Origin of the sequence: Enterobacter sp. DNB-S2 (assembly GCF_019443845.1) — a bacterium.
Taxonomy (GTDB): Bacteria; Pseudomonadota; Gammaproteobacteria; order Enterobacterales; family Enterobacteriaceae; genus Enterobacter; species Enterobacter asburiae_B.
In genome coordinates this window covers 2,625,624-2,650,371 of record NZ_CP050520.1, presented here as the reverse complement: position 1 = coordinate 2,650,371, position 24,748 = coordinate 2,625,624, and the positions used below count along the sequence as shown (strand labels likewise).

Sequence of the window (24,748 nt, the reverse complement as noted above, 5' to 3'; positions counted from 1 at the left end):
CCGGCGTGCTGTGCTATATCATAAGTATGTTGTAACTAACGAGAGTGCTTATGGCGACCTACGATCTCCTCGAACGGCTGAACAGCACGTTTCGGGAAATAGAACACGAGCTCCTGACCCTGACCGAACGTTTGCAGAGCTGCCGTCTGCTGGCCGCGCGCGTCTTTACCCTGCCCGAGGTTGCCAAAGGGGCCGAGCACGACCCGCTGGACACCATCGCGGTTGAACAGCACATCGGCAGCGCCGCCCTTGAGCTGACGCTGAAGCACTATCGCCGCCTGTTTATCCAGCAGCAGTCAGAAAACCGCAGCAGTAAGGCCGCCGTGCGTCTGCCTGGCGTGATCTGCCTGCAAACCGATGCGACAACGCGCGACGCGCTGGAAAGCCAGATTACCCACATCAACACCCTGAAAGCGGCCTTTGAAAAGATCGTTACCGAAGAGTCCGGCCTCGCCCCTGCCGCCCGGTTTGAATGGGTGCACCGTCAGCTTCCGGGGCTGATTACCCTGAACGCCTATCGCACGCTGACGGTACTGCGTCATCCCGCCACGCTGCGCTTCGGCTGGGCGAATAAGCACATCATTAAAAACTTCACCCGGGATGAGATTCTGGCGCAGCTGGAAAAAAGCCTGAAGACGCCGCGCACCGTCGCGCCGTGGTCGCGCGAGCAGTGGATTGAGCGCCTGGAGCAGGAGTACCACAGCATCGCCTCACTCCCGGCGGACGCGCGCCTCAAGATAAAGCGTCCGGTGAAGGTACAGCCTATCGCCCGCGTCTGGTATTCAGGCCAGCAAAAACAGGTTCAGTATGCCTGCCCTACGCCGCTGATTGCGCTCTATGATGCCGATCGGGGGGCCATCGTGCCGGATATTGGTGAGCTTTTGAATTACGATGCGGACAATGTCCAGCACCGTTACAGACCTCAGGCGCAGCCGCTGCAGCTGATTATTCCGCGGCTGCACCTGTACGTGGCGGGATGACTATTTCAGGCTGCCGACCATCGCTTCCGGGCGAACCCAGGCGTCGAACTCCGCCTCCGTCAGATAGCCCAGCGCCAGGGCGGAGGCTTTCAGCGTCAGCCCCTCTTTGTGCGCTTTTTTAGCGATCTCGGCGGCCTTGTCGTAGCCGATATGGGTATTCAGCGCCGTCACCAGCATCAGGGATTCATTCAGCAACTGGCTGATACGTTCGCGATTCGGCTCAATCCCTACCGCACAGTGCTCGTTAAAGCTCTCCATACCGTCCGCCAGCAGACGAATCGATTGCAGAACGTTGTGGATCACCATCGGGCGATAGACGTTCAGCTCAAAGTTGCCGGACGCGCCGCCCAGGTTGACGGCCACGTCGTTGCCCAACACCTGGCAGCAGAGCATGGTCATGGCTTCGCACTGGGTCGGGTTCACTTTACCCGGCATGATGGAGCTGCCCGGCTCGTTTTCCGGAATGCTGATTTCACCGATGCCGCAGCGCGGACCCGAGGCCAGCCAGCGCACGTCGTTGGCGATTTTCATCAGCGAGGCCGCCAGCCCTTTCAGCGCGCCGTGGGTGTGGACCAGCGCATCGCAGGTCGCCAGCGCTTCGAACTTGTTGGGCGCCGTGACGAACGGCTGCCCGGTGATGTTTGCCAGCTCCTCCGCCACGCGCACCGCGTATTCTGGATGGGTGTTTAACCCGGTCCCGACCGCCGTCCCGCCGAGCGCCAGCTCCGCCAGGTGCGGCAGGCTGTATTCAATGTGCTTCAGGTTATGTTCCAGCATCGCCACCCAGCCGGAAATCTCCTGGCCGAGCGTCAGCGGCGTGGCGTCCTGCAGGTGCGTACGGCCAATTTTGACGATGTCGCGGAAGGCCTGCGCTTTCTCGTCGAGCGTGGATTTCAGCACGTTGAGCTGCGGGATAAGCTGCTCGCGGATAGCAATCACCGCCGCCACGTGCATCGCCGTCGGGAAGACGTCGTTAGAACTCTGGCTTTTGTTGACGTCATCGTTCGGATGGATCTTACGCTCCATGCCGCGCACGCCGCCCAGCAGTTCGCTGGCCCGGTTTGCCAGCACTTCGTTCATGTTCATGTTGCTCTGGGTGCCGGAACCGGTCTGCCAGATGGCGAGGGGGAATTCATCGGGATGCTTACCCGCCAGCACTTCGTCGGCGGCGTTGATGATGGCGGTCGCTTTGTCTGCCGTCAGCAGGCCTAAATCCTGATTCACTTTCGCGGCGGCGCGTTTGGTGAGCGCCAGCGCCTGAATCAGCGAGACGGGCAATTTTTCGGTCGAAATACGGAAGTGCTCCAGCGAACGCTGGGTTTGCGCGCCCCAAAGCTTGTCGGCCGGGACGTCGATGGCGCCCATCGAGTCTTTCTCATGGCGTACCGTGGTCATTACTTTCTCCTTGATAACAAAAGAGGGATTGCTCACATGCTTAAGGGATAAGTATTGATGACTTCTGAGAAACGATATGGCGCTTTGTGCGCTCTTTTTGGTGTCGGGTTTCGGCTGCGCCTTACCCGAGCTACGAGAATATAGGCCGGGTAAGCGTCAGCGCCACCCGGCAATTTACAGAATTACTTCACGCACGCCGAACACTGGGACGACTGGATCTGCTTGAAGAAGTCGTTGCCTTTGTCATCCACGAGGATAAACGCCGGGAAATCTTCCACTTCAATTTTCCAGATCGCTTCCATACCCAGTTCCGGGTATTCCACGCACTCCAGGCTCTTGATGCTGCCCTGCGCCAGAACCGCAGCCGGGCCGCCGATGCTGCCGAGGTAGAAGCCGCCGTGCTTGTGGCAGGCGTCCGTCACCTGCTGGCTGCGGTTGCCTTTCGCCAGCATGATCATGCTGCCGCCGTTGGCCTGCAGCTGGTCAACGTACGAGTCCATACGCCCTGCCGTGGTTGGGCCTAACGAGCCGGACGCGTAGCCTTCAGGCGTTTTTGCCGGGCCTGCGTAGTAGATCGGATGATCTTTAATGTACTGCGGCAGCCCTTCGCCGTTGTCCAGACGCTCTTTCAGCTTCGCGTGCGCGATGTCGCGGCCCACGATGATCGTGCCGTTCAGCGAGAGACGGGTCGAGACCGGATACTGCGAAAGCTGCGCCAGAATCTCTTTCATCGGACGGTTCAGGTCGACGCGAACCGCTTCCCCCTCGCCCGCTTTGCGCAGCTCTTCCGGGATGTATTTGCCCGGATTGTTTTCCAGTTTTTCGATCCACACGCCTTCGCGGTTGATCTTCGCCTTGATGTTGCGATCCGCAGAGCAGGACACGCCCATCCCGACCGGACAGGATGCGCCGTGACGCGGCAGACGGATCACGCGCACGTCGTGGGCAAAGTATTTGCCACCAAACTGCGCGCCGAGGCCCAGGTTACGCGCTTCTTCCAGCAGTTCCTGCTCAAGCTGCACGTCGCGGAACGCCTGGCCGTGCTCGTTACCTTCGGTAGGCAGGCCGTCATAATATTTGGTTGAGGCCAGCTTGACGGTTTTCAGCGTGCTTTCCGCCGACGTACCGCCAATCACAAACGCGATATGGTACGGCGGGCACGCCGCGGTGCCGAGGGTGCGCATCTTCTCAACCAGGTAGTTCTTGAGCTTGCCCGGGGTGAGCAGCGCCTTGGTTTCCTGGTAAAGATAGGTTTTGTTGGCCGAACCGCCGCCCTTGGCGATACAGAGGAATTTGTACTCGTCACCGTCGACGCTGTAGAGATCGATCTGTGCCGGCAGGTTGGTGCCGGTGTTGACCTCTTTGTACATATCCAGCGCCGCGTTTTGCGAGTAGCGCAGGTTATCTTCGGTGTACGTGTTGTAGACGCCGTGCGCCAGGGCCGCTTCGTCACCGCCGCCGGTCCAGACGCGCTGGCCTTTTTTACCGACGATGATCGCCGTGCCGGTGTCCTGACAGGTAGGCAGAACACCTTTAGCCGCGATGTCTGAGTTACGCAGGAACTGCAGGGCAACGTATTTATCGTTTTCGCTGGCCTGCGGGTCGCTGAGAATATCGGCAACCTGCTGCTGGTGCGCCGGGCGGAGCATAAACGAGGCGTCGTGGAAAGCGTGCTGCGCCAGCAGCGTCAGCGCCTGCGGATCCACCTTGAGGATCTCTTGTCCTTCAAACTCAGAGACGGAGACGTGATCGCGGGTTAACAGGTAATACTCGGTCCGATCCTTACTGAGGGGGAAAGGATCCTGATAATGGAAGGGTTTATTCGACATTGGTCTCTCACTTACTGCTTCGGTCTGTTTATTCAGGGCAGATGTTCCGCTGCCCGGCTTAAAAGCGAGTCAGCTTATCCTACACAATTTTTTAACAAAAACTGAGACTAGTACGACTTTTTACATCCACAGGTTACTTCCATGAGGTTTATTGCTTTAATACCCGGAGTTAATTCCACAATTGAATCAGGGCTTGATAATGCAAAAACTCATTAACTCAGTGCAAAACTACGCCTGGGGAAGTAAAAGTGCGTTAACGGATCTCTACGGTATCGCGAACCCGAACAACCTGCCGATGGCAGAACTGTGGATGGGGGCGCACCCGAAGAGCAGCTCAAAAATTGAAGACGCCAGCGGCCAGGTTCGCAGCCTGCGTGACGTGATTGACGCCGATAAAGCCGCGCTGCTGGGCGACAAGGTGGCTCAGCGCTTCGGCGAACTGCCGTTCCTGTTCAAGGTACTGTGCGCCGACCAGCCGCTCTCCATCCAGGTTCACCCAAACAAGAAAGCCTCTGAAATCGGCTTTGCGAAAGAGAACGCGGCGGGAATTCCTTTAGACGCCGCCGAGCGTAACTACAAAGATCCTAACCACAAGCCGGAGCTGGTCTTTGCGCTGACCCCGTTCCTGGCGATGAACGCGTTCCGCGAGTTTTCAGAGATCGTTTCCCTGCTGCAACCGGTCGCGGGTGCCCACAAGGCTATCGCCCACTTCCTTGAAAACCCGAACGCGGACGCGCTGAGCCAACTGTTTGCCAGCCTGCTGAATATGCAGGGTGAAGAGAAATCTCACGCGCTGGCGGTGCTGAAAGCGGCTCTGGGCAGCCAGCAGGGTGAACCGTGGGAGACTATCCGCCTGATCTCCGAATTCTACCCGGACGACAGCGGTCTTTTCTCCCCTCTGCTGCTGAACGTGGTGAAGCTCAACCCGGGCGAAGCGATGTTCTTGTTCGCTGAAACCCCGCACGCCTACCTTCAGGGCGTGGCGCTGGAGGTAATGGCTAACTCCGATAACGTGCTGCGCGCGGGCCTGACGCCGAAATACATCGATATTCCTGAACTGGTTGCCAACGTGAAGTTTGTGGCGAAACCTGCCGCGGAGCTGCTGACTCAGCCGGTGAAAAACGGCGCAGAGCTGGACTTCCCAATTCCGGTTGAGGATTTTGCTTTTTCCCTGCACGACCTGAGCCAGGCCGAAGCCGTCATCGCGCAGGAAAGCGCGGCGATTCTGTTCTGCGCCGAGGGCGAAGCGACGCTGCGCAAAGGCGAACAGCGTCTGGTGCTTAAGCCCGGTGAGTCAGCATTCGTTGCAGCCAGTGAATCACCGGTCAGCGTAAGCGGCACCGGTCGTCTGGCGCGCGTTTTCAATAAGCTATACCCTAAATAATTCGAGTTGCATGAAGGCGGCGACGCAGCGAATCCCCAGGAGCGTACATAAGTACGTGACTGGGGTGAGCGAGGAAAGCCAACGCACAGGCAACTTGAAGTATGACGGGTATTAGGGACTTACTGATTTTTTTAACAACTCTTGCTAAGCTAGTTGCAGGCTTAATATCTCCAGGCGGTTTTTACCGCCTGGTTTCATTTTAGGGATAGTCGCAATGAAAAAATCGGTCGTAGCGGTTGGAGTGATTGTAGCGTTAGGCGTGGTCTGGACGGGTGCCTCCTGGTTTACCGGGAAACAGCTGGAAGGCCGTCTGGCTGAGATGGTGGCGCAGGCTAACGGAGAGATTAAGCGCAGCGCGCCGGAGGCGGGCCTTGAGCTGAGCTACCAGAATTATCATCGCGGCGTGTTTACCAGCCGTATGCAGCTGGTGGTGAAACCGGTGGCCGGTGCTGAAAATGGCTGGCTGAAACCGGGCCAGAGCGTGGTGCTGGACGAGGTGGTGAGCCACGGTCCGCTGCCGCTGGCGCAGCTGAAGTCCTTTAACCTGATCCCGTCGATGGCTTCTGTTCATACCGTGCTGGTGAATAACGACGTCACCAAACCGCTGTTTGACCTGGCGAAGAATGAATCGCCTTTCGACATTAATACCCGAATTAGCTATGCCGGTGACACGAGCTCCGATATTGCCCTGAAAGCGCTGAACTACGAGAAAGAGAATGAGAAAGTCGCCTTCAGCGGCGGCCACTTCAAACTCGATGCTGACCGGGACGGAAACGTGTTCTCCCTGACGGGTGAAGCGGAAAGCGGCCTGGTCAATGCGGTGAACGAATATAACCAAAAGGTTCAGCTCACCTTCAACAACCTGAAAGCCGACGGCAACAGCCGAATGACCGATTTCCAGGAGCGTATCGGCGATCAAAAACTGTCTCTCGACAAGGTTGCCATTGCGGTTGAAGGAAAAGAGATGGCCGTGCTGGAAGGTATGGACGTCAACGGCAAATCCGACGTTTCCAAAGACGGTAAGAGCATCAATACCCAGCTGGATTACACGCTGAAGAGCCTGAAAGTGCAGAATCAGGATCTGGGCACCGGCAAACTGTCGCTTAAGATCGGCAATATCGACGGCCAGGCGTGGCACGAGTTTAGCCAGAAATACAGCAAAGAGAGCCAGGCGCTGCTGACCGATGCCGCACTCCAGCAGAACCCTGAAGTGTACCAGCAGCAGGCGATGGCGGTACTGTTCAACAACCTGCCTGTCCTGCTGAAAGGCGAGCCGGTGATCACCGTTGCGCCGCTGAGCTGGAAAAACAGCAAAGGCGAAACCAGCTTTAACCTGTCGCTGTTCCTGAAAGATCCGGCAACCGCAACGGGTGAACCGCAGACGCTGGCGCAGGAAGTGGATCGCAGCGTGAAGTCGCTCGACAGCAAGCTGACCATCCCGATGGATATGGCGACCGAGTTTATGACCCAGATTGCGAAGCTGGAAGGCTACGGCGATGAAGACGCTGGCAAGCTGGCGAACCAGCAGGTGAAAGGTCTGGCGGCCATGGGCCAGATGTTCCGCATCACCAAAGTGGAAAACAACACGATCTCCACCAGCCTGCAGTACGCCAACGGCCAGGTAACGCTCAACGGCGACAAGATGCCGCTGGAAGACTTTGTCGGCATGTTTGGTATGCCGACGCTGGGGATGCCGGAACCGGCTGCACCGGCAGCGCCAGCCGAACCGGCGGCACCGCAGCAGTAAACAGCAAAACCCCTCACATGAGGGGTTTTTTATTGCCCGCTAACTTTTCCATCCAGCAAGGAAATCCAGCAGAAGCGCGTTCACTTTCTCTGGCTGCTCCTCCTGCGGCAGATGGCCGCACTCATCAATCCCCTGCGCCCGCAGGTTCTCCGCCATTTCGGCCCAGACGCTTTCCATATCGAAAAGCTTGCCGACCGCATGAAAATCATTACCCCACAGCGACATTACCGGGCAGGTGATTTTCACCTCAGCGTCAGCCATATCCTGCGCCACATCCTCTGCGTTGGCGCGATAGTCAGCCATTGCGCCACGCACGGCACCCGGTGCCTGATACGCCCGAACATAGGTGTCAAACGCCTCGCCGCTGATGGTCGAGGGATTGTAGGTCCAGTCCGAGAAAAAGTGGCGCAGCCAGATATGCTCCCGACCCGCAATCAGCGCTTCCGGCAGGTCTGGCACAAGATGAAACAGGAAGAACCAGTACGCACGCGCAATCGACGCATTCAGATCGCGCGCCACAATACGCGTTGGCACGTTATCCATCACCACCAGTCGATCCACCAGCTCAGGGTAATCTTTTGCAAACCGCGTCGCGACGCGCGCGCCGCGATCGTGCCCTACCAGCACCACTTTCTGTAAACCCAGCACACGCATCAGTTCCCGGATGTCCCGCGCCATGTTGCGCTTATCATAGCCAGAAGCAGGTTTATCCGTTTCGCCATACCCGCGTAAATCCGGTGCAATCACGCGGTAGTGCCGGGACAGTACGGGTATCTGGTAGCGCCAGGCATAGTTTGTTTCAGGAAAACCATGCAGGAGAATAACCGGTGCGCCTTCACCCTCTTCAACCACAAACTGACGGATACCGTTTGCCATTACGGTGTAACTTTTCATGCTCGTCACCTCACTTTATTTCAGCAGAGGCACGTTGGCCGCACGTTGATAAGGACCGTAATTGACAGGATTCCAGCTATAGCCCTGCTGCCAGGCGGTGATATGCCCGATACCGGGGAAAGGCAGATGTGCCGCAGCCATCCACTCACCGTCTTTCGCCAGCGCGTTAAACTCCTGCGCCCGGGATGAGATGGCTTTTTTCGGATCGACATCAAAGCGAATAGACACTTCAGGGTGCGGGAACTGGACGGCAGGAGCATGAATCAAATCCCCAATGAAGTTGATAGCCGTTCCCTGCGACGCGAAGCGATAAACGGTACTGCCAGGCGTATGCCCGATGGCATATGCCGTCTGGACTTCCGGGATAGGCGAAGCTGGCGGGACGAAGGTTTTAAGGTGCCCGGCGGCTTTATACGCAGACAGCGCATTCCTGGCGATAGCGAAATACTCTCTCGCATTAGCCGGCGCGCTCGCTTCTTTTGCGGGGTCAAGCCAGTAGTCGGCCTCCCCCTGCGGTACGTAGACGGTAGCATTGGGGAACAACGCCTTACCCTCTGCATCGCTCAGGCCGCATACGTGGTCAAGATGCAGGTGGGTCAGGAAAATGGTATCAACCTGCTCGGGACGGTACCCTGATGCGTTCATATTGCTGACCAACTGGCCGGCCGTTTCCGCCATGCAGTGGCCCCCCCCGCTGTCAATCATGACCAGGTGTTTACCGGTATTCACCAGAAAGGCGTTAAAGGCGGTAGGCATGCGTTCGGCATCAACTTTGTGTTGAGCCAGCAGTTCGCGAACCTTGTCGCCTGAGAGCCCGTGTAGTAAGGCAGGCGAAAGATCGTTATAGCCGTCGAACAGCGCCGTTACCTCATATTCCCCGACCGCCAGACGATAATAGCCCGGAACCTGCTGTTTCACCTGTGCCGGGGCATCTGCCCACGATGTGCTTGCCAGGAGCAGGCCGCTGAGCGCCAGAACCGTTTTCAACTTTTTCATCTTCACTCCAGATTGATATTTTTCAGGTTGTGAAGAGACTATGGCAGCGTAACGATAAATAATGTAGATATGTACTTTGATAAGTCAGCATAACGAAAATCGATGCAATGAAACTGGAAGATGTTGAAGTGTTTGTCGAAGCCGTCAAGGCGGGTAGTCTGGCGGGAGCCGCGCGTCGGCTCTCTGTGAGCGCCATGGCGGCGTCACGGTCTCTTAATAATCTTGAGGCTGAACTGGGGGTCAGGCTGGTGCACCGCACCACGCGTTCCCTGTCACCCACCAGCGATGGGGCCGTTTTTTTGCCCCATGCGCAGGCGTTGCTGGAAGATAAAAATAACGCGCTTGCCGATCTGTTTCCCGAAGGGACGCACCTTACCGGACGCCTGCGTATTACCGCCTCAGCGGGGTTTGGCCGTAAGATCGTTGCTCCCATGCTGACCCGGTTCATGCAGCAACATCCCGCCCTGCAGGTCGATTTACTCGCCACCGACGAACAGGTTGATATTGTCCGAAAAGGCATAGACGTGGCGTTACGCATTGCGCCGCTGCGCGATAACCGGCTGGTTGCCCATCGCCTGTGTCACAACCCTCGCGATCTCTGCGCCAGCGCGGCGTATCTTGCCGCGAATGGCTATCCAAAATCGTTTAACGATCTGGCGGCACACAGCTGTCTGACCACGTCAGATACCGTCCACTGGTCATTCGAACAGGGTGAACAGCGCTACAAACAAAAGGTGTCGGGCCGATTCTCCGCGAACTCCGTTGAGGCCATTTTCGAAGCCTGCCTCGGAGGGTTGGGGATCGCCAATTTATCTCGCTGGTACGTAGAGCCGGCGTTCAGTGAGGGTAAACTCGAGCGGATCGTCCTTGAAGACGCCCAGCCGGAATCGCTGGCCGTTTGGGCGGTCTACCCGACCTCACGGCTGATCCCGGCAAAAGTAAGAAAATTTGTGGAAGCGCTGGAAGCCGAACTGTTGCTCAATCCGCTGACGCAACCCACCTGATATTATTTCACCGTCACCAGCCGCGCCGCCACAATCTGGTGCCCGGCCTGAACGTCCGTGTTGTCGATGCGCTGCATGATCCTGTCCGCCAGCGTGTAGCCCATCTCCCGCGCAGGGGTGGTAGCCCAGACGATCGGCAGATCGTCGAGCGCGTTTTCACCGACGTCGGCGAACGCCCCGAGCGCCACCTGATGGCCGAAGAAGGTTTCCACCCCGCCCTCGCCGCTCTGACGCCCGGCGCGGATCAGGCCAAACCAGGCGCCCATGGCAATCACATCGTTGTAGCAAATCACGGCGCTGATCGTCGGACTGCTGCGCAGCAGCGCGGCTATCGCTTCCGCCACTTTCTTCTGGCTGGATTCACACTCCACGACCCATTCGCTGTGGAACGGCAGGCCGTATTTAATCAGCGTCGCGCAGTAGCCGCCGACCCGCTCGGCGCGGGTCAGGGACGAACTTTTCCCGCCGAGCCACGCAATGCGCTGGTGTCCGCGACGAATAAGATGCTCGGTCAGCATTTGCGCGGCCTGCATGTTATCCGGGCGCAGCGTATCGGCCTCGTCCAGATAGCTGGCACGCGAAGCAAACACCAGCGGCACGCCTTTTTCGGCGGCGCGCTCGCACAGCTCGCTGCCCACGCCCGACGCCCCGGCGACGATCACCCCGTCAACACCCTGATTCAGCAGCATATCGAGCCGGGAGAGAAGCTGATCGGGCTCGCGACCGCCGTGCAGAAGAAAGACCATCCGCCCCTGCGCTTCAAGCGCTTCGGTTAACCCTGCGGTCAGCTCCGCATAGAAAGGTGACGTCAGGTCGCGGACAATCAGGCCAATCACCCCGCTTTGCCCGCCGCGCAGCGCCGACGCCTGACGGTTACGCACAAAACCCAGCTGCTCAACCGCCTCGTTAACCCGCTGACCAGTCGCAGGAGAGATGCGCCCTTTTCCGCTTAGCACCAGAGAAACGGTGCTGACGGAAACGCCCGCCGCCAGCGCGACATCGTTGATGGTGATTTTTTTCGCTACAGCCATGTGTTGGCGTGACTCCCTGAAATGAGATCGGTAAAACGTTTTATCAATACGTTATCTTTATACTACCAGTCAAAGCCTGAGAATGTGATTTAGCGCGCACTAAACTTTGATAAAACGTTTTATCTTCTCGCAGCATTGAAGCAGGCAAACTGATTTTAACAATAAAGGAGTCGTTTTATGACGGCGAAAGCAGCACAAAAAATATCGCTGTGGGAATTTTTCCAGCAACTGGGTAAAACCTTTATGCTGCCCGTGGCACTCCTCTCGTTCTGCGGGATCATGCTTGGGATCGGCAGCTCGCTGAGCAGTAAAGACGTCATCACGCTGATCCCGTTCCTCGGTACCCCGATGCTGCAGGCGATCTTCATCTGGATGAGTAAAGTCGGCTCCTTTGCGTTTAGCTTCCTGCCCGTGATGTTCTGTATTGCTATCCCGCTGGGTCTGGCGCGCGAGAACAAAGGCGTCGCGGCGTTTGCCGGGTTTGTGGGCTACGCCGTGATGAACCTGGCGGTTAACTTCTGGCTGACCGCGAAAGGCATTTTGCCGACCACCGACGCTGCCGTGCTGAAAGCCAACAACATTCAGAGCGTGATCGGTATCCAGTCTATTGATACCGGGATACTCGGGGCAGTGATCGCAGGGGTCATTATCTGGATGCTGCACGAGCGCTTCCACAATATCCGGCTGCCGGATGCCCTGGCCTTCTTCGGCGGTACCCGCTTTGTGCCGATTATCACCCTGGTGGTGATGGGCCTGTTTGGTCTGATCATTCCGCTGATCTGGCCGGTCTTCGCGATGGGCATCAACGGCATCGGCCGCATCATCAACGGCGCGGGAGATTTCGGTCCGATGATCTTCGGCACCGGCGAGCGTCTGCTCCTGCCGTTTGGCCTGCAGCATATTCTGGTGGCCCTGATTCGCTTCACCGAAGCGGGCGGTACCATGGAGGTGTGCGGTCACGACGTGAGCGGCGCGCTGACCATCTTCCAGGCGCAGCTGAGCTGCCCGACCACCCACGGCTTCTCGGAAAGCGCCACCCGCTTCCTGTCCCAGGGTAAAATGCCTGCGTTCCTCGGCGGCCTGCCGGGCGCCGCGCTGGCGATGTACCACTGCGCGCGCCCGGAAAACCGTCATAAAATTAAAGGCCTGCTCATTTCCGGCGTGATCGCCTGCGTCGTGGGCGGTACCACCGAGCCAATCGAATTCCTGTTCCTGTTCGTCGCACCGGTGCTGTACCTCATCCACGCGGTTCTTACCGGTCTGGGCTTTACCGTGATGGCGGTGCTGGGCGTGACCATCGGCAACACCGACGGCAACGTGATCGACTTCGTGGTGTTCGGGATCCTGCACGGCCTGTCCACCAAGTGGTACCTGGTGCCGGTCGTGGCGGCTATCTGGTTTGCGGTTTACTACGGCATCTTCCGCTTCGCCATCACCCGCTTTAACCTGAAAACGCCTGGCCGCGATACCGATACGGCGAGCAGCGTTGAACAGGCGGTTGCCGGGACCGTGGGCAAATCCGGCTACAACACACCGGCCATTCTGGCGGCGCTGGGCGGCGCGGATAACATCACCTCGCTCGATAACTGCATCACCCGCCTGCGTCTGTCGGTGGCGGATATGTCAAAAGTGGATACCAACGCCCTGAAAGCCAACCGGGCCATCGGCGTGGTACAGTTAAATCAGCACAATTTGCAGGTGGTTATCGGCCCGCAGGTCCAGTCGGTGAAGGATGAGCTGGCAACCCTGATGCGAACAGTTGAAGCCTGATGCCTCAGCCCCCTCTCATGAGGGGGTTTTACTTTAAGGACTCACGTCATGTTTGATTTTTCTACCGTCGTGGATCGACACGGCACCTGGTGTACGCAGTGGGACTACGTCGCCGACCGCTTTGGCGCGGCCGATCTGCTGCCCTTCACCATCTCGGATATGGATTTAGCCACTGCGCCCTGCATTACCGACGCGCTGCATCAGCGCATCAATCACGGCGTGCTGGGCTACAGCCGCTGGAAGAACGATGAGTTTCTCGCCGCCGTCGCGCACTGGTTCCAGCAGCGCTTTAACAGCCAGATTGATACGGAAACCGTCGTTTATGGTCCTTCCGTTATCTACATGGTGTCAGAGCTGATTCGTCTCTGGTCACACCCCGGCGACGGCGTAGTGGTGCACACCCCGGCATACGACGCGTTTTACAAAGCTATTGAAGGGAATGCGCGTCATGTGGTGCCCGTGGAGATGGAAAAGCACGCAGCAGGCTGGCAGGGGAATATGGCTGCACTGGAAGCGGCCCTGGCGAAACCTGAAAACAAGATTTTACTGCTGTGCAGCCCGCAAAACCCAACCGGCAAGGTCTGGACGCGGGACGAGCTGACGCACATGGCTGAACTGTGCGCACGCTATGACGTGGCGGTTATCAGCGATGAAATTCATATGGATATGGTGTGGGGAGAGCATCGTCACACGCCGTGGAGCGCGGTGGCGCGCGGCAAATGGGCGCTTCTCAGCTCCGGCTCGAAAAGCTTTAATATTCCAGCGCTGACGGGCGCTTACGGCCTGATTGGCGATGAACAGAGCCGTAACGGTTATCTCAGCGCGCTAAAAGGCCGGGACGGACTCTCTTCCCCTTCCGTGCTGGCGCTGACGGCGCATATCGCCGCCTATCAGCAGGGAGCGCCGTGGCTGGATGCCCTGCGGGGCTATCTGGAAGAGAATCTGTTGTATATCGCGCAGGAAGTAAACCGCGCCTTTCCGAAACTGAACTGGCAGCCGCCCGAAGCGACCTACCTGGCCTGGATTGACCTGCGCCCCCTGAACATTGACGATCGGGCGCTGCAAAAAGTGCTGATCGAGCAGCAAAAAGTCGCCATCATGCCGGGATATACCTACGGCAAAGAGGGAAACGGCTTTGTTCGCCTGAACGCCGGCTGTCCGCGCAGCAAGCTTGAACAAGGGGTGCAACGCCTCATTGCCGGGATTAACACGCTCCTGTAATCAATTTGCGCAACGGAATATTCCCTTGCGCAAATAGCTTTTTACCCCGTTTTGTTTTTATAATATGGCGCACTTTAACCAGAAAAGAGTGCGACCATGATTGATACACGCCTGCCTTTAACTGATATTCATCGTCACCTTGACGGTAACATTCGTGCCCAAACCATCCTCGATCTTGGCCGCCAGTTCAATTTAACGCTTCCTGCGCAGACGCTTGAGTCGCTGATCCCGCACGTACAGGTAACCTCCAATGAACCGGACCTGGTCAGCTTCCTGAGCAAACTCGACTGGGGCGTGAAGATGCTGGCCTCGCTGGATGCCTGTCGCCGCGTGGCGTTTGAGAACATTGAAGATGCGGCCCGTAATGGCCTGCATTACGTCGAGCTGCGCTTCTCGCCGGGCTATATGGCGATGACCCACAGCCTGCCCGTTGCAGGCGTGGTGGAAGCCGTGATTGAAGGCGTGCGCGAAGGGTGTAAAACCTTCGACGTTCAGGCCCGTCTGATTGGCATTATGAGCCGTACCTTCGGCGAAGCCGCCTGCCTGCAGGAGCTTGAAGCGCTGCTGGCCCATCGCGATGCCATCACCGCCGTCGATCTGGCCGGTGACGAGCTGGGCTTCCCGGGCAGTCTGTTCCTCTCCCACTTCAACCGCGCGCGCGATGCCGGCTGGCACATTACCGTGCATGCGGGTGAAGCGGCTGGCCCGGAAAGCATCTGGCAGGCCATCCGCGAGCTGGGCGCCGAGCGTATCGGTCACGGCGTGAAGGCGGTAGAAGATCGCGCCCTGATGGATTTCCTGGCGGAGCAGCGTATCGGGATTGAGTCGTGCCTGACGTCTAACATTCAGACCAGCACCGTGGCAACGCTGGCGCATCATCCGCTGAAAACGTTCCTTGAGCACGGCGTGCTGGCCTCGCTGAACACTGACGACCCGGCGGTTCAGGGCGTGGATATCATCCACGAATACAACATCGCCGCACCGCAGGCGGGTCTGAGCCGTGAGCAGATCCGTCAGGCGCAGATCAACGGGCTGGAGATCGCCTTCCTGACGCCTGAAGAGAAACAGGCGCTTAAAGATAAAGTGGCTCGCGGTTGAGCATTTGCCGGGTAGCGGCTACGCCTTACCCGGCCTACAACAGCCCTTAAAGCTTATGCCAGACAGAGCGTGGCGCGATGTTTGGCAGATTCAATACCCAGCTCAATCAGTTCCATAATCTGAATCGCCTGGCCGGCCGGAACCGGATTTTCGCCCGTGCCGTTCAGCGCATCGCGAATGCCCGCATAATAGGCCGGATAGTTGCCCGGGATCGTCAGCAAGGTCTCCTCTACCAGTTCCTCGCCTTCAACCCGCGTGACCACGCCGTCGCGCATATCATAGCCCCAGTCTTCCTGCGGCAAACGTTCACCGCTTTTCAGCCGGTCCTCCTGCGGATCGAGGCCAAACTTCACGTAGCTCCCGCGCGTGCCGTGAATGATGTAGCGGGCCGATTCCGCGGCCGCGACCATCGTGCCGTGCAGCACAATCCGCCGCTGCGGGTAGCTGAGCACCGCGTGGAAGTAATCGGTCGTCTGCGCTCCGGGCCGGAGCTGGGCCAGATCGACCGTCATGCTCACCGGCAGACCAAAAAGATTGACGGCCTGATCCAGCAGATGCGGGGCTAAATCGTACCAGATACCGCTGCCCGGACCGGCCTGCTCGCGCCAGCGGTTTCGTACCTGCGGCCGGAAGCGGTCAAAGTGCGATTCAAAAAAGAGGATCTCCCCTAGCGTGCCTTCACTGAGAAGCCTTTTTACCGTCAGAAAGTCGCTGTCCCAGCGGCGGTTATGGAACACCGACAGCAGCCTGCCCAGACTCTTTGCCAGCGCATCCAGCTCGCGAGCCTGAGACAACGTGACGGTAAAGGGCTTATCGACAACCACGTGCTTACCGGCCTCCAGCGCGGCCTTTGCCAGCGGAAAGTGGGTGTCGTTCGGGGTGGGGATAACGATTAAATCAATATTTGGATCGTTGAAAAGGTGTTTTGGCTCAGAGACAACCGGCACGGAAGGCCAGTCGGCATGGACTTTAGCGGCATCGCTGCTGGATACCGCAGCCAGGGTCATCCCCGGCGTCCCGGCTATCAGAGGCGCATGAAACGTTTTGCTCGCGTACCCATAGCCGATAAGCCCAACGCGGATATTATCACTCATAGTGCCGTCCTCTTTTATGACGTTCTTATTTCACACTGGCTAGCCTGGCATTACCACAGATTAATAATGTGCCATATGACTTAAAATAGCAGGTTGTAGGGGTTGTTTTTGTTACATAGTATTAACCCACTGATTTTGTTTAAGGGAACCGTTCCCAAAGCGCTTGCCGTCGGGGAAACGTCGCTGTAACATTTGCGACCTGTATTTATGGATAAAGTACAACTACGAATCATGACGTCAATTATTAATCGAATCATTGAATTAGCGGGATGGATTGTCCTTGGGGTTTCGGTCATTTTGCTGGGCGTTGCCAGCCATATCGATAACTACCAGCCGCCGGAGCCTGTCACAGTCGCCCAACCTAAGTAACCGGTTACTGCAATAAAGAGTGACATAATATGTCAGTTACTTATTGCCAGCCCTGGTGAACACGGTTAACCTTCTCTTCCAGGCATCGTCTGATGCCTGAATTTCAGCAAAGAAAACTCCTAATTTCGTCGCGTTACCTGAGTGGGCTGTTTACGTCTTTATTAATCCGTTTATTATTCGAACGAATTACCTTAACTGGTATTACTCACTTTTATATGGAAACTTATTAATATGACAGTTCAGGACTATTTATTAAAATTTCGCAAGATCAATTCGCTTGAGAGCCTGGAAAAACTGTTTGACCATCTGAACTACACCCTGTCGGATAATCAGGACATCATTAATATGTATCGCGCCGCTGACCATCGCCGTGCGGAGCTGGTTTCCGGGGGGGGTTTGTTCAACGTGGGTGAAGTGCCTAAGTCCGTATGGCGTTACGTTTTATAAGAAAGTAGCCATCCGCGCGAAATGTTATATACTCTCCGCCCTGCAAACTGGCTGTACAACATTTCGCGCAGATTATGGGAGAGTTCATGACCGCAACGCCTGGAGATCGCATTGGAGGCTGGTTAATCGCCCCACTGGCATGGCTGCTGGTTGCCTTATTAAGCGCATCGCTTGCGCTGCTGCTGTATACCACCGCACTAATTACCCCTCACGCCATCCAGACACTGATGTCGCAAAGCGTGCTGAATATTGCGCTGTGGTTTGTGTCGTTCGTTTTCGCAATTGGAATGTGGTACTACACCCTGTGGTTGACCATCGCCTTCTTTAAGCGCCGCAAAAGTGTACCTAAACACTACATTATCTGGCTGCTGATTTCGGTTCTGCTGGCGGTGAAAGCCTTTGCTTTTTCGCCCGTATCAGACGCTCTGGCCGTTCGTCAGCTGCTTTTCCCGTTACTGGCCGCCGCGCTGCTGGTCCCCTATTTCAAGCGTTCGACGCGGGTAAAAAACACCTTCGTGAACCCGTAATAACCTTACAGATAACCTGTTGTCGCCTGCGTGAGTTTGTCCGATAATAGGCGGCTTTTTTATTTCAGGCTAAATAATGACCGATTACTTACTGCTCTTTGTCGGCACCGTGCTGGTTAACAACTTCGTTCTGGTGAAGTTCCTTGGCCTGTGCCCGTTTATGGGCGTGTCCAAAAAGCTGGAAACGGCGATGGGCATGGGGCTGGCGACAACCTTCGTCATGACGATGGCGTCCATCTGCGCGTGGTTGATTGATACCTGGATCCTCATCCCGCTGGGGTTAATCTATCTTCGTACGCTGGCTTTTATTCTGGTCATTGCGGTTGTTGTGCAATTTACTGAGATGGTGGTGCGTAAAACCAGCCCGGCCCTCTATCGCCTGCTGGGTATCTTCCTGCCGCTGATCACCACCAACTGTGCCGTTCTCGGCGTTGCGCTGCTGAACATCAACCTTGGCCATAACTTTATGCAGTCGGCGCTGTACGGTTTTTCCGCCGCCGTCGGTTTCTCATTTGTTATGGTCCTGTTCGCGTCGATTCGCGAGCGTCTGGCGGCAGCGGATATCCCTGCGCCCTTCCGCGGTAACGCGATTGCGCTGGTGACCGCGGGTTTAATGTCTCTGGCCTTTATGGGCTTTAGTGGTCTGGTGAAGTTGTAATGAATGCTATCTGGATTGCCATCGCCTCTATCAGCGTCCTGGGGTTGGTGTTTGGCCTTATCCTGGGTTACGCCTCCCGCCGTTTCGCGGTAGAGGACGATCCTGTTGTTGAGAAAATTGATGAGCTGCTGCCGCAAAGCCAGTGCGGGCAGTGCGGCTACCCAGGCTGCCGTCCCTACGCTGAAGCGGTAGGCATTCAGGGTGAAAAAATTAACCGCTGCGCCCCCGGCGGCGAAGCGGTGATGCTGAAAATCGCGGCCCTGCTTAACGTCGATCCGCAGCCCGTTGATGGCGATGCGGAGGTGCAGGAGCCGGTTCGCGCCCTCGCCGTGATCGACGAAGCCAACTGCATCGGCTGCACCAAATGTATTCAGGCCTGCCCGGTTGACGCCATTGTCGGCGCCACCCGCGCCATGCACACCGTCGTGGCGGACCTCTGCACCGGCTGTAACCTCTGCGTGGCCCCCTGCCCGACGCAATGTATCGAGCTGCGCCCGGTTGAAACGACTACCGAAAGCTGGAAGTGGGATCTTCAAACCATTCCGGTTCGCATCATTCCTGTGGAACAACATGCTTAAGTTATTTTCTGCTTTCAGAAAAGAGAAGATTTGGGACTTTGACGGCGGTATCCATCCGCCAGAGATGAAAACCCAGTCCAACGGCACGCCGCTGCGTCAAATTCCGCTGGCGACGCGTTACGTCATGCCGCTCAAACAGCATATTGGCGCTGAGGGCGAGCTGTGCGTGAAAGAAGGCGATACGGTTCTTCGCGGTCAGCCGCTGACCTTTGGCCGTGGACGTATGCTGCCGATACACGCCCCTACCTCCGGTAAAGTGGTGGCGATTGCCCCTCATACGGTGGCTCATCCGTCCGCGCTGTCGGAGCTGAGCGTGATCATTGAAGCCGACGGCGAAGACCGCTGGATTGAACGTGACGGCTGGAGCGATTACCGCAGCCAGAGCCGCGAAGCGCTTATCGAGCGTATTCATCAGTTCGGCGTCGCCGGGCTGGGCGGCGCGGGCTTCCCGACCGGCGTCAAGCTGCGCGGCGGTGGCGATAACATCCAGACGTTGATTATCAACGCCGCCGAGTGCGAGCCGTATATCACCGCAGACGATCGTCTGATGCAGGATTGCGCCGCTCAGGTGGTGGAAGGCATCCGCATCCTGGCGCACATTCTTAAGCCGCGGGAAGTGCTGATTGGTATCGAAGACAATAAACCGCAGGCCATCTCGATGCTGCGCGCCGTGCTGGCGGGCAGTCATGATATTAGCCTGCGCGTTATCCCGACCAAGTACCCTTCTGGCGGCGCAAAACAGCTGACGCAAATTCTCACCGGCAAGCAGGTGCCGCACGGCGGACGCTCTTCGGATATCGGCGTGCTGATGCAAAACGTCGGCACCGCCTATGCGGTGAAACGCGCGGTGATTGACGGCGAGCCGTTGACCGAGCGCGTGGTGACGCTGACCGGCGAGTCGGTTTCCCGTCCTGGCAACGTCTGGGCGCGTCTGGGTACGCCGGTGCGCCATCTGCTGGAACAGGCTGAATTTTGCCCGGCCAGCGACCAGATGGTGATCATGGGCGGCCCGCTGATGGGCTTTACGCTGCCGTGGCTGGACGTTCCGGTAGTGAAAATCACGAACTGTCTGCTCGCTCCTTCCCCAACCGAAATGGGTGAAGAGCAGGAAGAGAAAGGTTGCATCCGCTGCAGCGCCTGTGCCGATGCCTGCCCGGCGGATCTACTCCCGCAGCAGCTGTACTGGTACAGCAAAGGCCAACTGCACGACAAAGCAAAATCACATAATCTGGCCGACTGCATTGAATGCGGCGCCTGCGCCTGGGTCTGCCCAAGCAACATTCCGCTGGTGCAATACTTCCGTCAGGAGAAGGCCGAGATTTATGCCATCTCCATGGAAGAAAAACGCGCCGCAGAAGCCAAGGCACGTTTCGAAGCGCGTCAGGCGCGACTGGAGCGCGAAAAAATCGCCCGTCAGGAACGCCATAAGCAGGCCGCCGTTCAGCCTGCCGGGAAAGATCAGGATGCGATCAACGCCGCACTGGCGCGCGTTCGCGAGAAAAAAGCCGATGCCGCCCAGACGGTGGTGATCCAGGCCGGGGAAAAACCGGATAACAGCGAAGCGATTGCCGCCCGCGAAGCGCGAAAGGCTGCGGCTCGCGCGCGTCAGGCGGAAAAAGCGCAAACGGTTCAGGCAGATACTGAGATCGACCCGCGTAAAGCGGCCGTTGAAGCGGCGATAGCCCGGGCCAAGGCCCGCAAAGCTGGAGAGCAGCAGGTAGTCGTCGAGCAAGAAGCGGTCGACCCACGCAAAGCCGCCGTTGAAGCGGCGATTGCTCGCGCCAAAGCCCGTAAGGCTGCGCAGCAGGCGCCAGAGGCAGTATCAGAAGCAGAAGCACCCCCGATCGACCCGCGTAAAGCCGCCGTCGAAGCAGCGATTGCCCGCGCCAAAGCCCGCAAGGCTGCGCAGCAGGCGCCAGAGGCAGTGTCAGAAGCAGTGTCAGAAGCAGAAGCACCACCGGTCGACCCGCGTAAAGCCGCCGTCGAAGCAGCGATTGCCCGAGCCAAAGCCCGTAAGGCTGCGCAGCAGGAAGAGCAGTCGCAGGCCGCCAACGATGACCCGCGCAAGGCCGCCGTCGCCGCCGCCATTGCGCGCGTTCAGGCGAAGAAAGCCGCACAGCAAGCCGTTAACGAGGATTAAATGGTTTTCAGAATCGCAAGTTCCCCCTACACCCACAACCAGCGTCAGACATCGCGCATTATGATGCTGGTCTGCCTGGCCGCGCTGCCGGGCATTGCCGTTCAGTGCTGGTTTTTCGGCTGGGGAACCCTGTTCCAGATAGCCCTGGGCTGCGCCAGCGCCGTCGCGGCGGAAGCACTCGTCCTGAAGCTGCGTAAGATGGCGGTGTCACGCATTCTGGCTGACAACTCAGCGCTGCTGACCGGCCTGCTGCTCGCCATCAGTATTCCGCCGTTTGCCCCGTGGTGGATGGTCATGCTCGGTACCGTGTTTGCCGTGATCATTGCCAAACAGCTGTACGGCGGGCTCGGCCATAACCCGTTTAACCCGGCGATGATTGGCTACGTGGTGCTGCTAATCTCCTTCCCGGTGCAGATGACCAGCTGGCTGCCGCCGCACGAGATTGCGGCCACGGTTCCGGGCTTTATGGATGCCCTGCACGTTATCTTTACCGGCCATACGGCGCTCGGCGCTGATATGAACGCCCTGCGCATGGGCGTGGACGGTATCAGCCAGGCGACGCCTCTCGATACCTTTAAAACGTCCCTGCATGCCGGGCACAGCGTTGATCAGATCATGAAATCCGCGATTTACAGCGGCATGCTGGCGGGTGCAGGCTGGCAGTGGGTCAACCTGGCGTATCTTCTGGGCGGCCTGTTCCTGCTGCAGCAAAAAGCCATTCGCTGGCATATTCCGGTCAGCTTCCTCGTGACGCTGACGGTTTGCGCGACGCTGGGATGGGTCTTCTCTCCTGAATCACTCGCCAGCCCGCAGATGCATTTGCTCTCCGGTGCGACCATGCTAGGTGCCTTCTTTATCCTGACGGATCCGGTCACGGCGTCAACGACTAACCGCGGCCGCCTGATCTTCGGCGCGCTGGCGGGCCTGCTGGTATGGCTCATCCGCAGCTTTGGCGGTTACCCGGACGGCGTCGCGTTTGCCGTCCTGCTTGCCAACATTACCGTTCCGCTCATCGACTATTACACGCGTCCGCGCGTGTACGGCCATCGCTAAGGGTTTCGCCATGTTAAAAACGATGCAAAAGCACGGCGTCACGCTGGCTGTCTTCGCCGCGGTCCTGACCGGGCTGACGGCCCTGGTTAACACGTTAACCAAAACGACCATCGAAGAGCAGGCTTCAAAGCAGCAAAAGGCGCTGTTCGATCAGGTGATCCCGTCAGATTTCTACGATAATGATCTGCAAAAAAGCTGCTTTGTGGTAGACGCGCCCCAGCTTGGGAAAGGCGCGCACCGCCTCTTTATCGCCCGTAAAGGGAATAGACCGGTAGGCGCGGTGATGGAAGCGACGGCGCCCGACGGCTATTCCGGGGCCATTCAGCTGCTTGTCGGCAGCGATTTCTCCGGCACTATTCTGGGTACTCGCGTGACGGAACATCATGAAACGCCGGGCCTGGGCGATAAAATTGAAACCCGTCTGAGCGACTGGATTTTGCACTTCGCCGGTAAAGTTATCCATGGCGAAGGTGATACCGCGTTTGCGGTGAAGAAAGATGGCGGCGAGTTCGACCAGTTCACCGGCGCGACCATCACGCCGCGCGCCGTGGTGAACGCCGTAAAACGAGCCGGGCTGTATGCTGAAACGCTGCCCGCGCAAATCAACAATCTTCCGGCCTGTGAGGAGTAATCATGAGCCAGGTTAAAGAGGTTATTGTCCAGGGGTTGTGGAAGAACAACTCCGCGCTGGTCCAGCTTCTGGGGATGTGTCCCCTGCTGGCGGTAACGTCCACCGCCACCAACGCGCTCGGTCTGGGTCTGGCAACCACGCTGGTGCTGACGCTGACCAACCTCTCCATCTCCGCCCTGCGCCGCTGGACGCCGTCGGAAATTCGTATTCCGATTTACGTCATGATCATTGCGTCGGTGGTCAGTATCGTCCAGATGCTGATTAACGCCTACGCGTTCGGTCTGTACCAGTCGCTCGGGATCTTTATTCCCCTTATCGTCACCAACTGTATCGTCGTTGGCCGTGCGGAAGCGTTCGCGGTGAAAAACAGCCCCGCCATGTCGGCGCTGGATGGTTTTTCCATTGGAATGGGCGCCACCTGCGCCATGTTCGTGCTGGGCTCGCTGCGCGAGATCCTCGGTAACGGTACGCTGTTTGACGGCGCAGATGCGCTGCTGGGCGGCTGGGCCAAAGCGCTGCGCGTTGAAGTGTTCCACACCGATACGCCATTCCTGCTGGCAATGCTGCCCCCTGGCGCGTTTATTGGCCTTGGCATGATGCTGGCGATAAAATACCTGATTGATGAGAAACGTAAGCGCCGCGCGGCTGAGCTTAGCGTTCTGGAAGGGACACCCGAGAAGGCTTCATGAATAAAGAAAAGCGCATTGCGATCCTGACCCGTCTGCGGGACGAGAACCCGCACCCGACGACGGAGCTGAATTTTACCTCCCCGTTTGAGCTGCTGATCGCGGTGTTGCTCTCTGCACAGGCGACCGATGTGAGCGTCAATAAAGCCACTGCCCTGCTCTATCCGGTCGCCAATACGCCAAAAGCCATGCTGGAGCTGGGCGTGGAAGGCGTGAAGTCCTATATCAAAACCATCGGCCTGTTTAACAGCAAAGCCGAGAACGTCATTAAGACCTGCCGGATCCTGCTGGAACAGCACGGAGGCGAAGTACCGGAAGATCGCGCCGCGCTGGAAGCCTTACCGGGCGTGGGGCGTAAGACCGCGAACGTGGTGCTCAACACCGCGTTTGGCTGGCCGACCATCGCCGTGGATACGCATATTTTCCGCGTCTCTAACCGGACTAACTTCGCGCCGGGGAAAAATGTTGAGCAGGTCGATGAGAAGCTGTTAAAGGTGGTTCCGGACGAATTTAAGGTTGACTGTCATCACTGGCTGATTCTGCACGGCCGCTATACCTGTATTGCCCGTAAGCCTCGCTGCGGCTCCTGCATTATTGAAGATCTCTGCGAATACAAAGAAAAAGTGTATCCCTGATCGTCACAAACCCTTACCAAAAGAAGGGCTACCAGACACCCTTCTTTTGGCCGTTATTTGTCCGTCTTTCATTCCCCCTGACCTGTCACTTGTTCGGTTGTTTAACGCTCAAACAGGTTAATACTTTTTTCATAGCCAAAAATTTCTATACATCTGTGATCGCGATCACCCTGATAACTTCATGTTGAATTTTTGTTGTCAAAATCCGCCTAAACCCTTTGTCTGACAAGATACTCTCCTTCCACCACCGAAGATAAGACCAGCTATTTTTCAGAATATGGCCCATATCACTGCATTAAGCAGTAAATAGCAGAACATATCGCCAAAAGCCGGTCGCGGTGGGTTAATGCCAGTCGAAAAAACTACCTTTACTCATCGTATGAAATTTAACGCTGAATAACATTTATATGAACCGACGATTATACCACCTCAGATATATGTAACAGATTATTACAAACGTATTGCCAGATGGGGCAGGATAGTGAACATTACCCGCCGTTTCTCCTCCCAATATAACTATAAGGCGTATGGACTACGGCCATCGCGCTATGAACACCCCCGTTAATATGGGATGTAAAAAA

The 24,748-nt window shown here is 57.3% G+C and carries 23 protein-coding genes; 17 read left to right on the top strand and 6 right to left on the bottom strand.

The features are described 5' to 3' along the window. Positions 1–50 precede the first annotated feature (50 nt). The gene (gene tus / locus HB664_RS12635; RefSeq protein ID WP_033145343.1) at positions 51–980 is read left to right on the top strand and encodes a DNA replication terminus site-binding protein; all 930 of its coding nucleotides are present in this window, start codon (positions 51–53) and stop codon (positions 978–980) included. Here tus and fumC read toward each other — a convergent pair whose 3' ends face one another. Then, a complete protein-coding gene (gene fumC / locus HB664_RS12630; RefSeq protein ID WP_219939544.1) occupies positions 981–2,375 on the bottom strand; it encodes a class II fumarate hydratase in 1,395 nt (464 codons plus the stop codon). A 182-nt stretch (positions 2,376–2,557) separates the two neighbouring features. After that, positions 2,558–4,204, bottom strand: a complete 1,647-nt coding sequence (gene fumA, locus HB664_RS12625) for a class I fumarate hydratase FumA (RefSeq protein ID WP_029740299.1) — start codon at positions 4,202–4,204, stop codon at positions 2,558–2,560. A 199-nt stretch (positions 4,205–4,403) separates the two neighbouring features. On the opposite strand from fumA, the gene manA reads away from it, so the two are divergent. Beyond that, the gene (gene manA, locus HB664_RS12620) at positions 4,404–5,588 is read left to right on the top strand and encodes a mannose-6-phosphate isomerase (protein ID WP_219939543.1); all 1,185 of its coding nucleotides are present in this window, start codon (positions 4,404–4,406) and stop codon (positions 5,586–5,588) included. A 214-nt stretch (positions 5,589–5,802) separates the two neighbouring features. Further along, a complete protein-coding gene (locus tag HB664_RS12615) occupies positions 5,803–7,335 on the top strand; it encodes a YdgA family protein (protein WP_143347159.1) in 1,533 nt (510 codons plus the stop codon). Between the two features lie 39 nt (positions 7,336–7,374). On the opposite strand, the gene HB664_RS12610 is transcribed toward HB664_RS12615, so the two are convergent. Together HB664_RS12610 and HB664_RS12605 are read right to left on the bottom strand one after the other, a co-directional pair. Beyond that, positions 7,375–8,229: an alpha/beta fold hydrolase gene (locus tag HB664_RS12610; RefSeq protein ID WP_196354522.1), complete on the bottom strand. Its 855-nt coding sequence runs from the start codon at positions 8,227–8,229 to the stop codon at positions 7,375–7,377. Between the two features lie 15 nt (positions 8,230–8,244). After that, complete coding sequence (locus tag HB664_RS12605) at positions 8,245–9,225, bottom strand: MBL fold metallo-hydrolase (RefSeq protein WP_219939542.1); 981 nt, start codon at positions 9,223–9,225, stop codon at positions 8,245–8,247. Positions 9,226–9,332: 107 nt separating this feature from the next. Between HB664_RS12605 and HB664_RS12600 the strand changes: the two genes are divergently transcribed. Beyond that, positions 9,333–10,229, top strand: a complete 897-nt coding sequence (locus tag HB664_RS12600) for a LysR family transcriptional regulator (protein ID WP_219939541.1) — start codon at positions 9,333–9,335, stop codon at positions 10,227–10,229. Between the two features lie 2 nt (positions 10,230–10,231). Here HB664_RS12600 and HB664_RS12595 read toward each other — a convergent pair whose 3' ends face one another. After that, the gene (locus HB664_RS12595) at positions 10,232–11,260 is read right to left on the bottom strand and encodes a Mal regulon transcriptional regulator MalI (protein WP_219939540.1); all 1,029 of its coding nucleotides are present in this window, start codon (positions 11,258–11,260) and stop codon (positions 10,232–10,234) included. Positions 11,261–11,437: 177 nt separating this feature from the next. Between HB664_RS12595 and malX the strand changes: the two genes are divergently transcribed. From malX to add, 3 genes are all read left to right on the top strand, one after another. Then, positions 11,438–13,030, top strand: a complete 1,593-nt coding sequence (malX, locus tag HB664_RS12590) for a maltose/glucose-specific PTS transporter subunit IIBC (protein WP_219939539.1) — start codon at positions 11,438–11,440, stop codon at positions 13,028–13,030. A 48-nt stretch (positions 13,031–13,078) separates the two neighbouring features. Further along, on the top strand, positions 13,079–14,251 hold the full coding sequence (locus HB664_RS12585; RefSeq protein ID WP_219939538.1) for a MalY/PatB family protein: 1,173 nt from the start codon (positions 13,079–13,081) through the stop codon (positions 14,249–14,251). Between the two features lie 96 nt (positions 14,252–14,347). Further along, positions 14,348–15,349: an adenosine deaminase gene (gene add, locus HB664_RS12580; protein ID WP_033145337.1), complete on the top strand. Its 1,002-nt coding sequence runs from the start codon at positions 14,348–14,350 to the stop codon at positions 15,347–15,349. 53 nt (positions 15,350–15,402) lie between these two features. On the opposite strand, the gene HB664_RS12575 is transcribed toward add, so the two are convergent. Then, entirely contained in the window at positions 15,403–16,443 is a 1,041-nt protein-coding gene (locus HB664_RS12575; RefSeq protein ID WP_094935205.1) for an oxidoreductase, read from the bottom strand. Between the two features lie 243 nt (positions 16,444–16,686). Between HB664_RS12575 and blr the strand changes: the two genes are divergently transcribed. The 10 genes from blr (at position 16,687) to nth (ending at position 24,167) form a co-directional block, all read left to right on the top strand. Then, entirely contained in the window at positions 16,687–16,812 is a 126-nt protein-coding gene (blr, locus tag HB664_RS12570) for a division septum protein Blr (RefSeq protein ID WP_168112406.1), read from the top strand. A 231-nt stretch (positions 16,813–17,043) separates the two neighbouring features. Beyond that, positions 17,044–17,259, top strand: a complete 216-nt coding sequence (ydgT, locus tag HB664_RS12565) for a transcription modulator YdgT (protein WP_219939537.1) — start codon at positions 17,044–17,046, stop codon at positions 17,257–17,259. 86 nt (positions 17,260–17,345) lie between these two features. Beyond that, positions 17,346–17,786, top strand: a complete 441-nt coding sequence (locus tag HB664_RS12560) for a DUF2569 domain-containing protein (protein WP_063441734.1) — start codon at positions 17,346–17,348, stop codon at positions 17,784–17,786. A gap of 76 nt (positions 17,787–17,862) precedes the next feature. After that, positions 17,863–18,444, top strand: coding sequence for an electron transport complex subunit RsxA (gene rsxA / locus HB664_RS12555; protein ID WP_014883581.1), 582 nt, complete (start codon positions 17,863–17,865; stop codon positions 18,442–18,444). Continuing rightward, positions 18,444–19,022 carry an electron transport complex subunit RsxB gene (rsxB, locus tag HB664_RS12550; protein WP_023311378.1) on the top strand — a complete coding sequence of 193 codons (579 nt, stop codon included), beginning with the start codon at positions 18,444–18,446 and terminating at the stop codon, positions 19,020–19,022. The genes rsxA and rsxB overlap by 1 nt, the downstream gene beginning before the upstream one ends. Beyond that, positions 19,015–21,162 carry an electron transport complex subunit RsxC gene (gene rsxC, locus HB664_RS12545; protein WP_219939536.1) on the top strand — a complete coding sequence of 716 codons (2,148 nt, stop codon included), beginning with the start codon at positions 19,015–19,017 and terminating at the stop codon, positions 21,160–21,162. Before rsxB ends, rsxC begins: the two co-directional genes overlap by 8 nt. Next, positions 21,163–22,215: an electron transport complex subunit RsxD gene (gene rsxD / locus HB664_RS12540; RefSeq protein ID WP_219939535.1), complete on the top strand. Its 1,053-nt coding sequence runs from the start codon at positions 21,163–21,165 to the stop codon at positions 22,213–22,215. A 10-nt stretch (positions 22,216–22,225) separates the two neighbouring features. Beyond that, complete coding sequence (gene rsxG, locus HB664_RS12535) at positions 22,226–22,846, top strand: electron transport complex subunit RsxG (protein ID WP_048977465.1); 621 nt, start codon at positions 22,226–22,228, stop codon at positions 22,844–22,846. Positions 22,847–22,848: 2 nt separating this feature from the next. Then, on the top strand, positions 22,849–23,535 hold the full coding sequence (locus HB664_RS12530; RefSeq protein WP_219939534.1) for an electron transport complex subunit E: 687 nt from the start codon (positions 22,849–22,851) through the stop codon (positions 23,533–23,535). Continuing rightward, positions 23,532–24,167, top strand: coding sequence for an endonuclease III (nth, locus tag HB664_RS12525; RefSeq protein WP_219939533.1), 636 nt, complete (start codon positions 23,532–23,534; stop codon positions 24,165–24,167). The genes HB664_RS12530 and nth overlap by 4 nt, the downstream gene beginning before the upstream one ends. The last annotated feature ends 581 nt before the right edge of the window (positions 24,168–24,748 follow it).

What these genes read in the sequence shown, in the direction of transcription:
- tus (WP_033145343.1), top strand. Translation starts at nt 51, where the DNA reads ATGGCGACCTACGATCTCCTCGAACGGCTGAACAGCACGTTTCGGGAA.
- fumC (WP_219939544.1), bottom strand. Translation starts at nt 2,375, where the DNA reads ATGACCACGGTACGCCATGAGAAAGACTCGATGGGCGCCATCGACGTC.
- fumA (WP_029740299.1), bottom strand. Translation starts at nt 4,204, where the DNA reads ATGTCGAATAAACCCTTCCATTATCAGGATCCTTTCCCCCTCAGTAAG.
- manA (WP_219939543.1), top strand. Translation starts at nt 4,404, where the DNA reads ATGCAAAAACTCATTAACTCAGTGCAAAACTACGCCTGGGGAAGTAAA.
- HB664_RS12615 (WP_143347159.1), top strand. Translation starts at nt 5,803, where the DNA reads ATGAAAAAATCGGTCGTAGCGGTTGGAGTGATTGTAGCGTTAGGCGTG.
- HB664_RS12610 (WP_196354522.1), bottom strand. Translation starts at nt 8,229, where the DNA reads ATGAAAAGTTACACCGTAATGGCAAACGGTATCCGTCAGTTTGTGGTT.
- HB664_RS12605 (WP_219939542.1), bottom strand. Translation starts at nt 9,225, where the DNA reads ATGAAAAAGTTGAAAACGGTTCTGGCGCTCAGCGGCCTGCTCCTGGCA.
- HB664_RS12600 (WP_219939541.1), top strand. Translation starts at nt 9,333, where the DNA reads ATGAAACTGGAAGATGTTGAAGTGTTTGTCGAAGCCGTCAAGGCGGGT.
- HB664_RS12595 (WP_219939540.1), bottom strand. Translation starts at nt 11,260, where the DNA reads ATGGCTGTAGCGAAAAAAATCACCATCAACGATGTCGCGCTGGCGGCG.
- malX (WP_219939539.1), top strand. Translation starts at nt 11,438, where the DNA reads ATGACGGCGAAAGCAGCACAAAAAATATCGCTGTGGGAATTTTTCCAG.
- HB664_RS12585 (WP_219939538.1), top strand. Translation starts at nt 13,079, where the DNA reads ATGTTTGATTTTTCTACCGTCGTGGATCGACACGGCACCTGGTGTACG.
- add (WP_033145337.1), top strand. Translation starts at nt 14,348, where the DNA reads ATGATTGATACACGCCTGCCTTTAACTGATATTCATCGTCACCTTGAC.
- HB664_RS12575 (WP_094935205.1), bottom strand. Translation starts at nt 16,443, where the DNA reads ATGAGTGATAATATCCGCGTTGGGCTTATCGGCTATGGGTACGCGAGC.
- ydgT (WP_219939537.1), top strand. Translation starts at nt 17,044, where the DNA reads ATGACAGTTCAGGACTATTTATTAAAATTTCGCAAGATCAATTCGCTT.
- HB664_RS12560 (WP_063441734.1), top strand. Translation starts at nt 17,346, where the DNA reads ATGACCGCAACGCCTGGAGATCGCATTGGAGGCTGGTTAATCGCCCCA.
- rsxA (WP_014883581.1), top strand. Translation starts at nt 17,863, where the DNA reads ATGACCGATTACTTACTGCTCTTTGTCGGCACCGTGCTGGTTAACAAC.
- rsxB (WP_023311378.1), top strand. Translation starts at nt 18,444, where the DNA reads ATGAATGCTATCTGGATTGCCATCGCCTCTATCAGCGTCCTGGGGTTG.
- rsxC (WP_219939536.1), top strand. Translation starts at nt 19,015, where the DNA reads ATGCTTAAGTTATTTTCTGCTTTCAGAAAAGAGAAGATTTGGGACTTT.
- rsxD (WP_219939535.1), top strand. Translation starts at nt 21,163, where the DNA reads ATGGTTTTCAGAATCGCAAGTTCCCCCTACACCCACAACCAGCGTCAG.
- rsxG (WP_048977465.1), top strand. Translation starts at nt 22,226, where the DNA reads ATGTTAAAAACGATGCAAAAGCACGGCGTCACGCTGGCTGTCTTCGCC.
- HB664_RS12530 (WP_219939534.1), top strand. Translation starts at nt 22,849, where the DNA reads ATGAGCCAGGTTAAAGAGGTTATTGTCCAGGGGTTGTGGAAGAACAAC.
- nth (WP_219939533.1), top strand. Translation starts at nt 23,532, where the DNA reads ATGAATAAAGAAAAGCGCATTGCGATCCTGACCCGTCTGCGGGACGAG.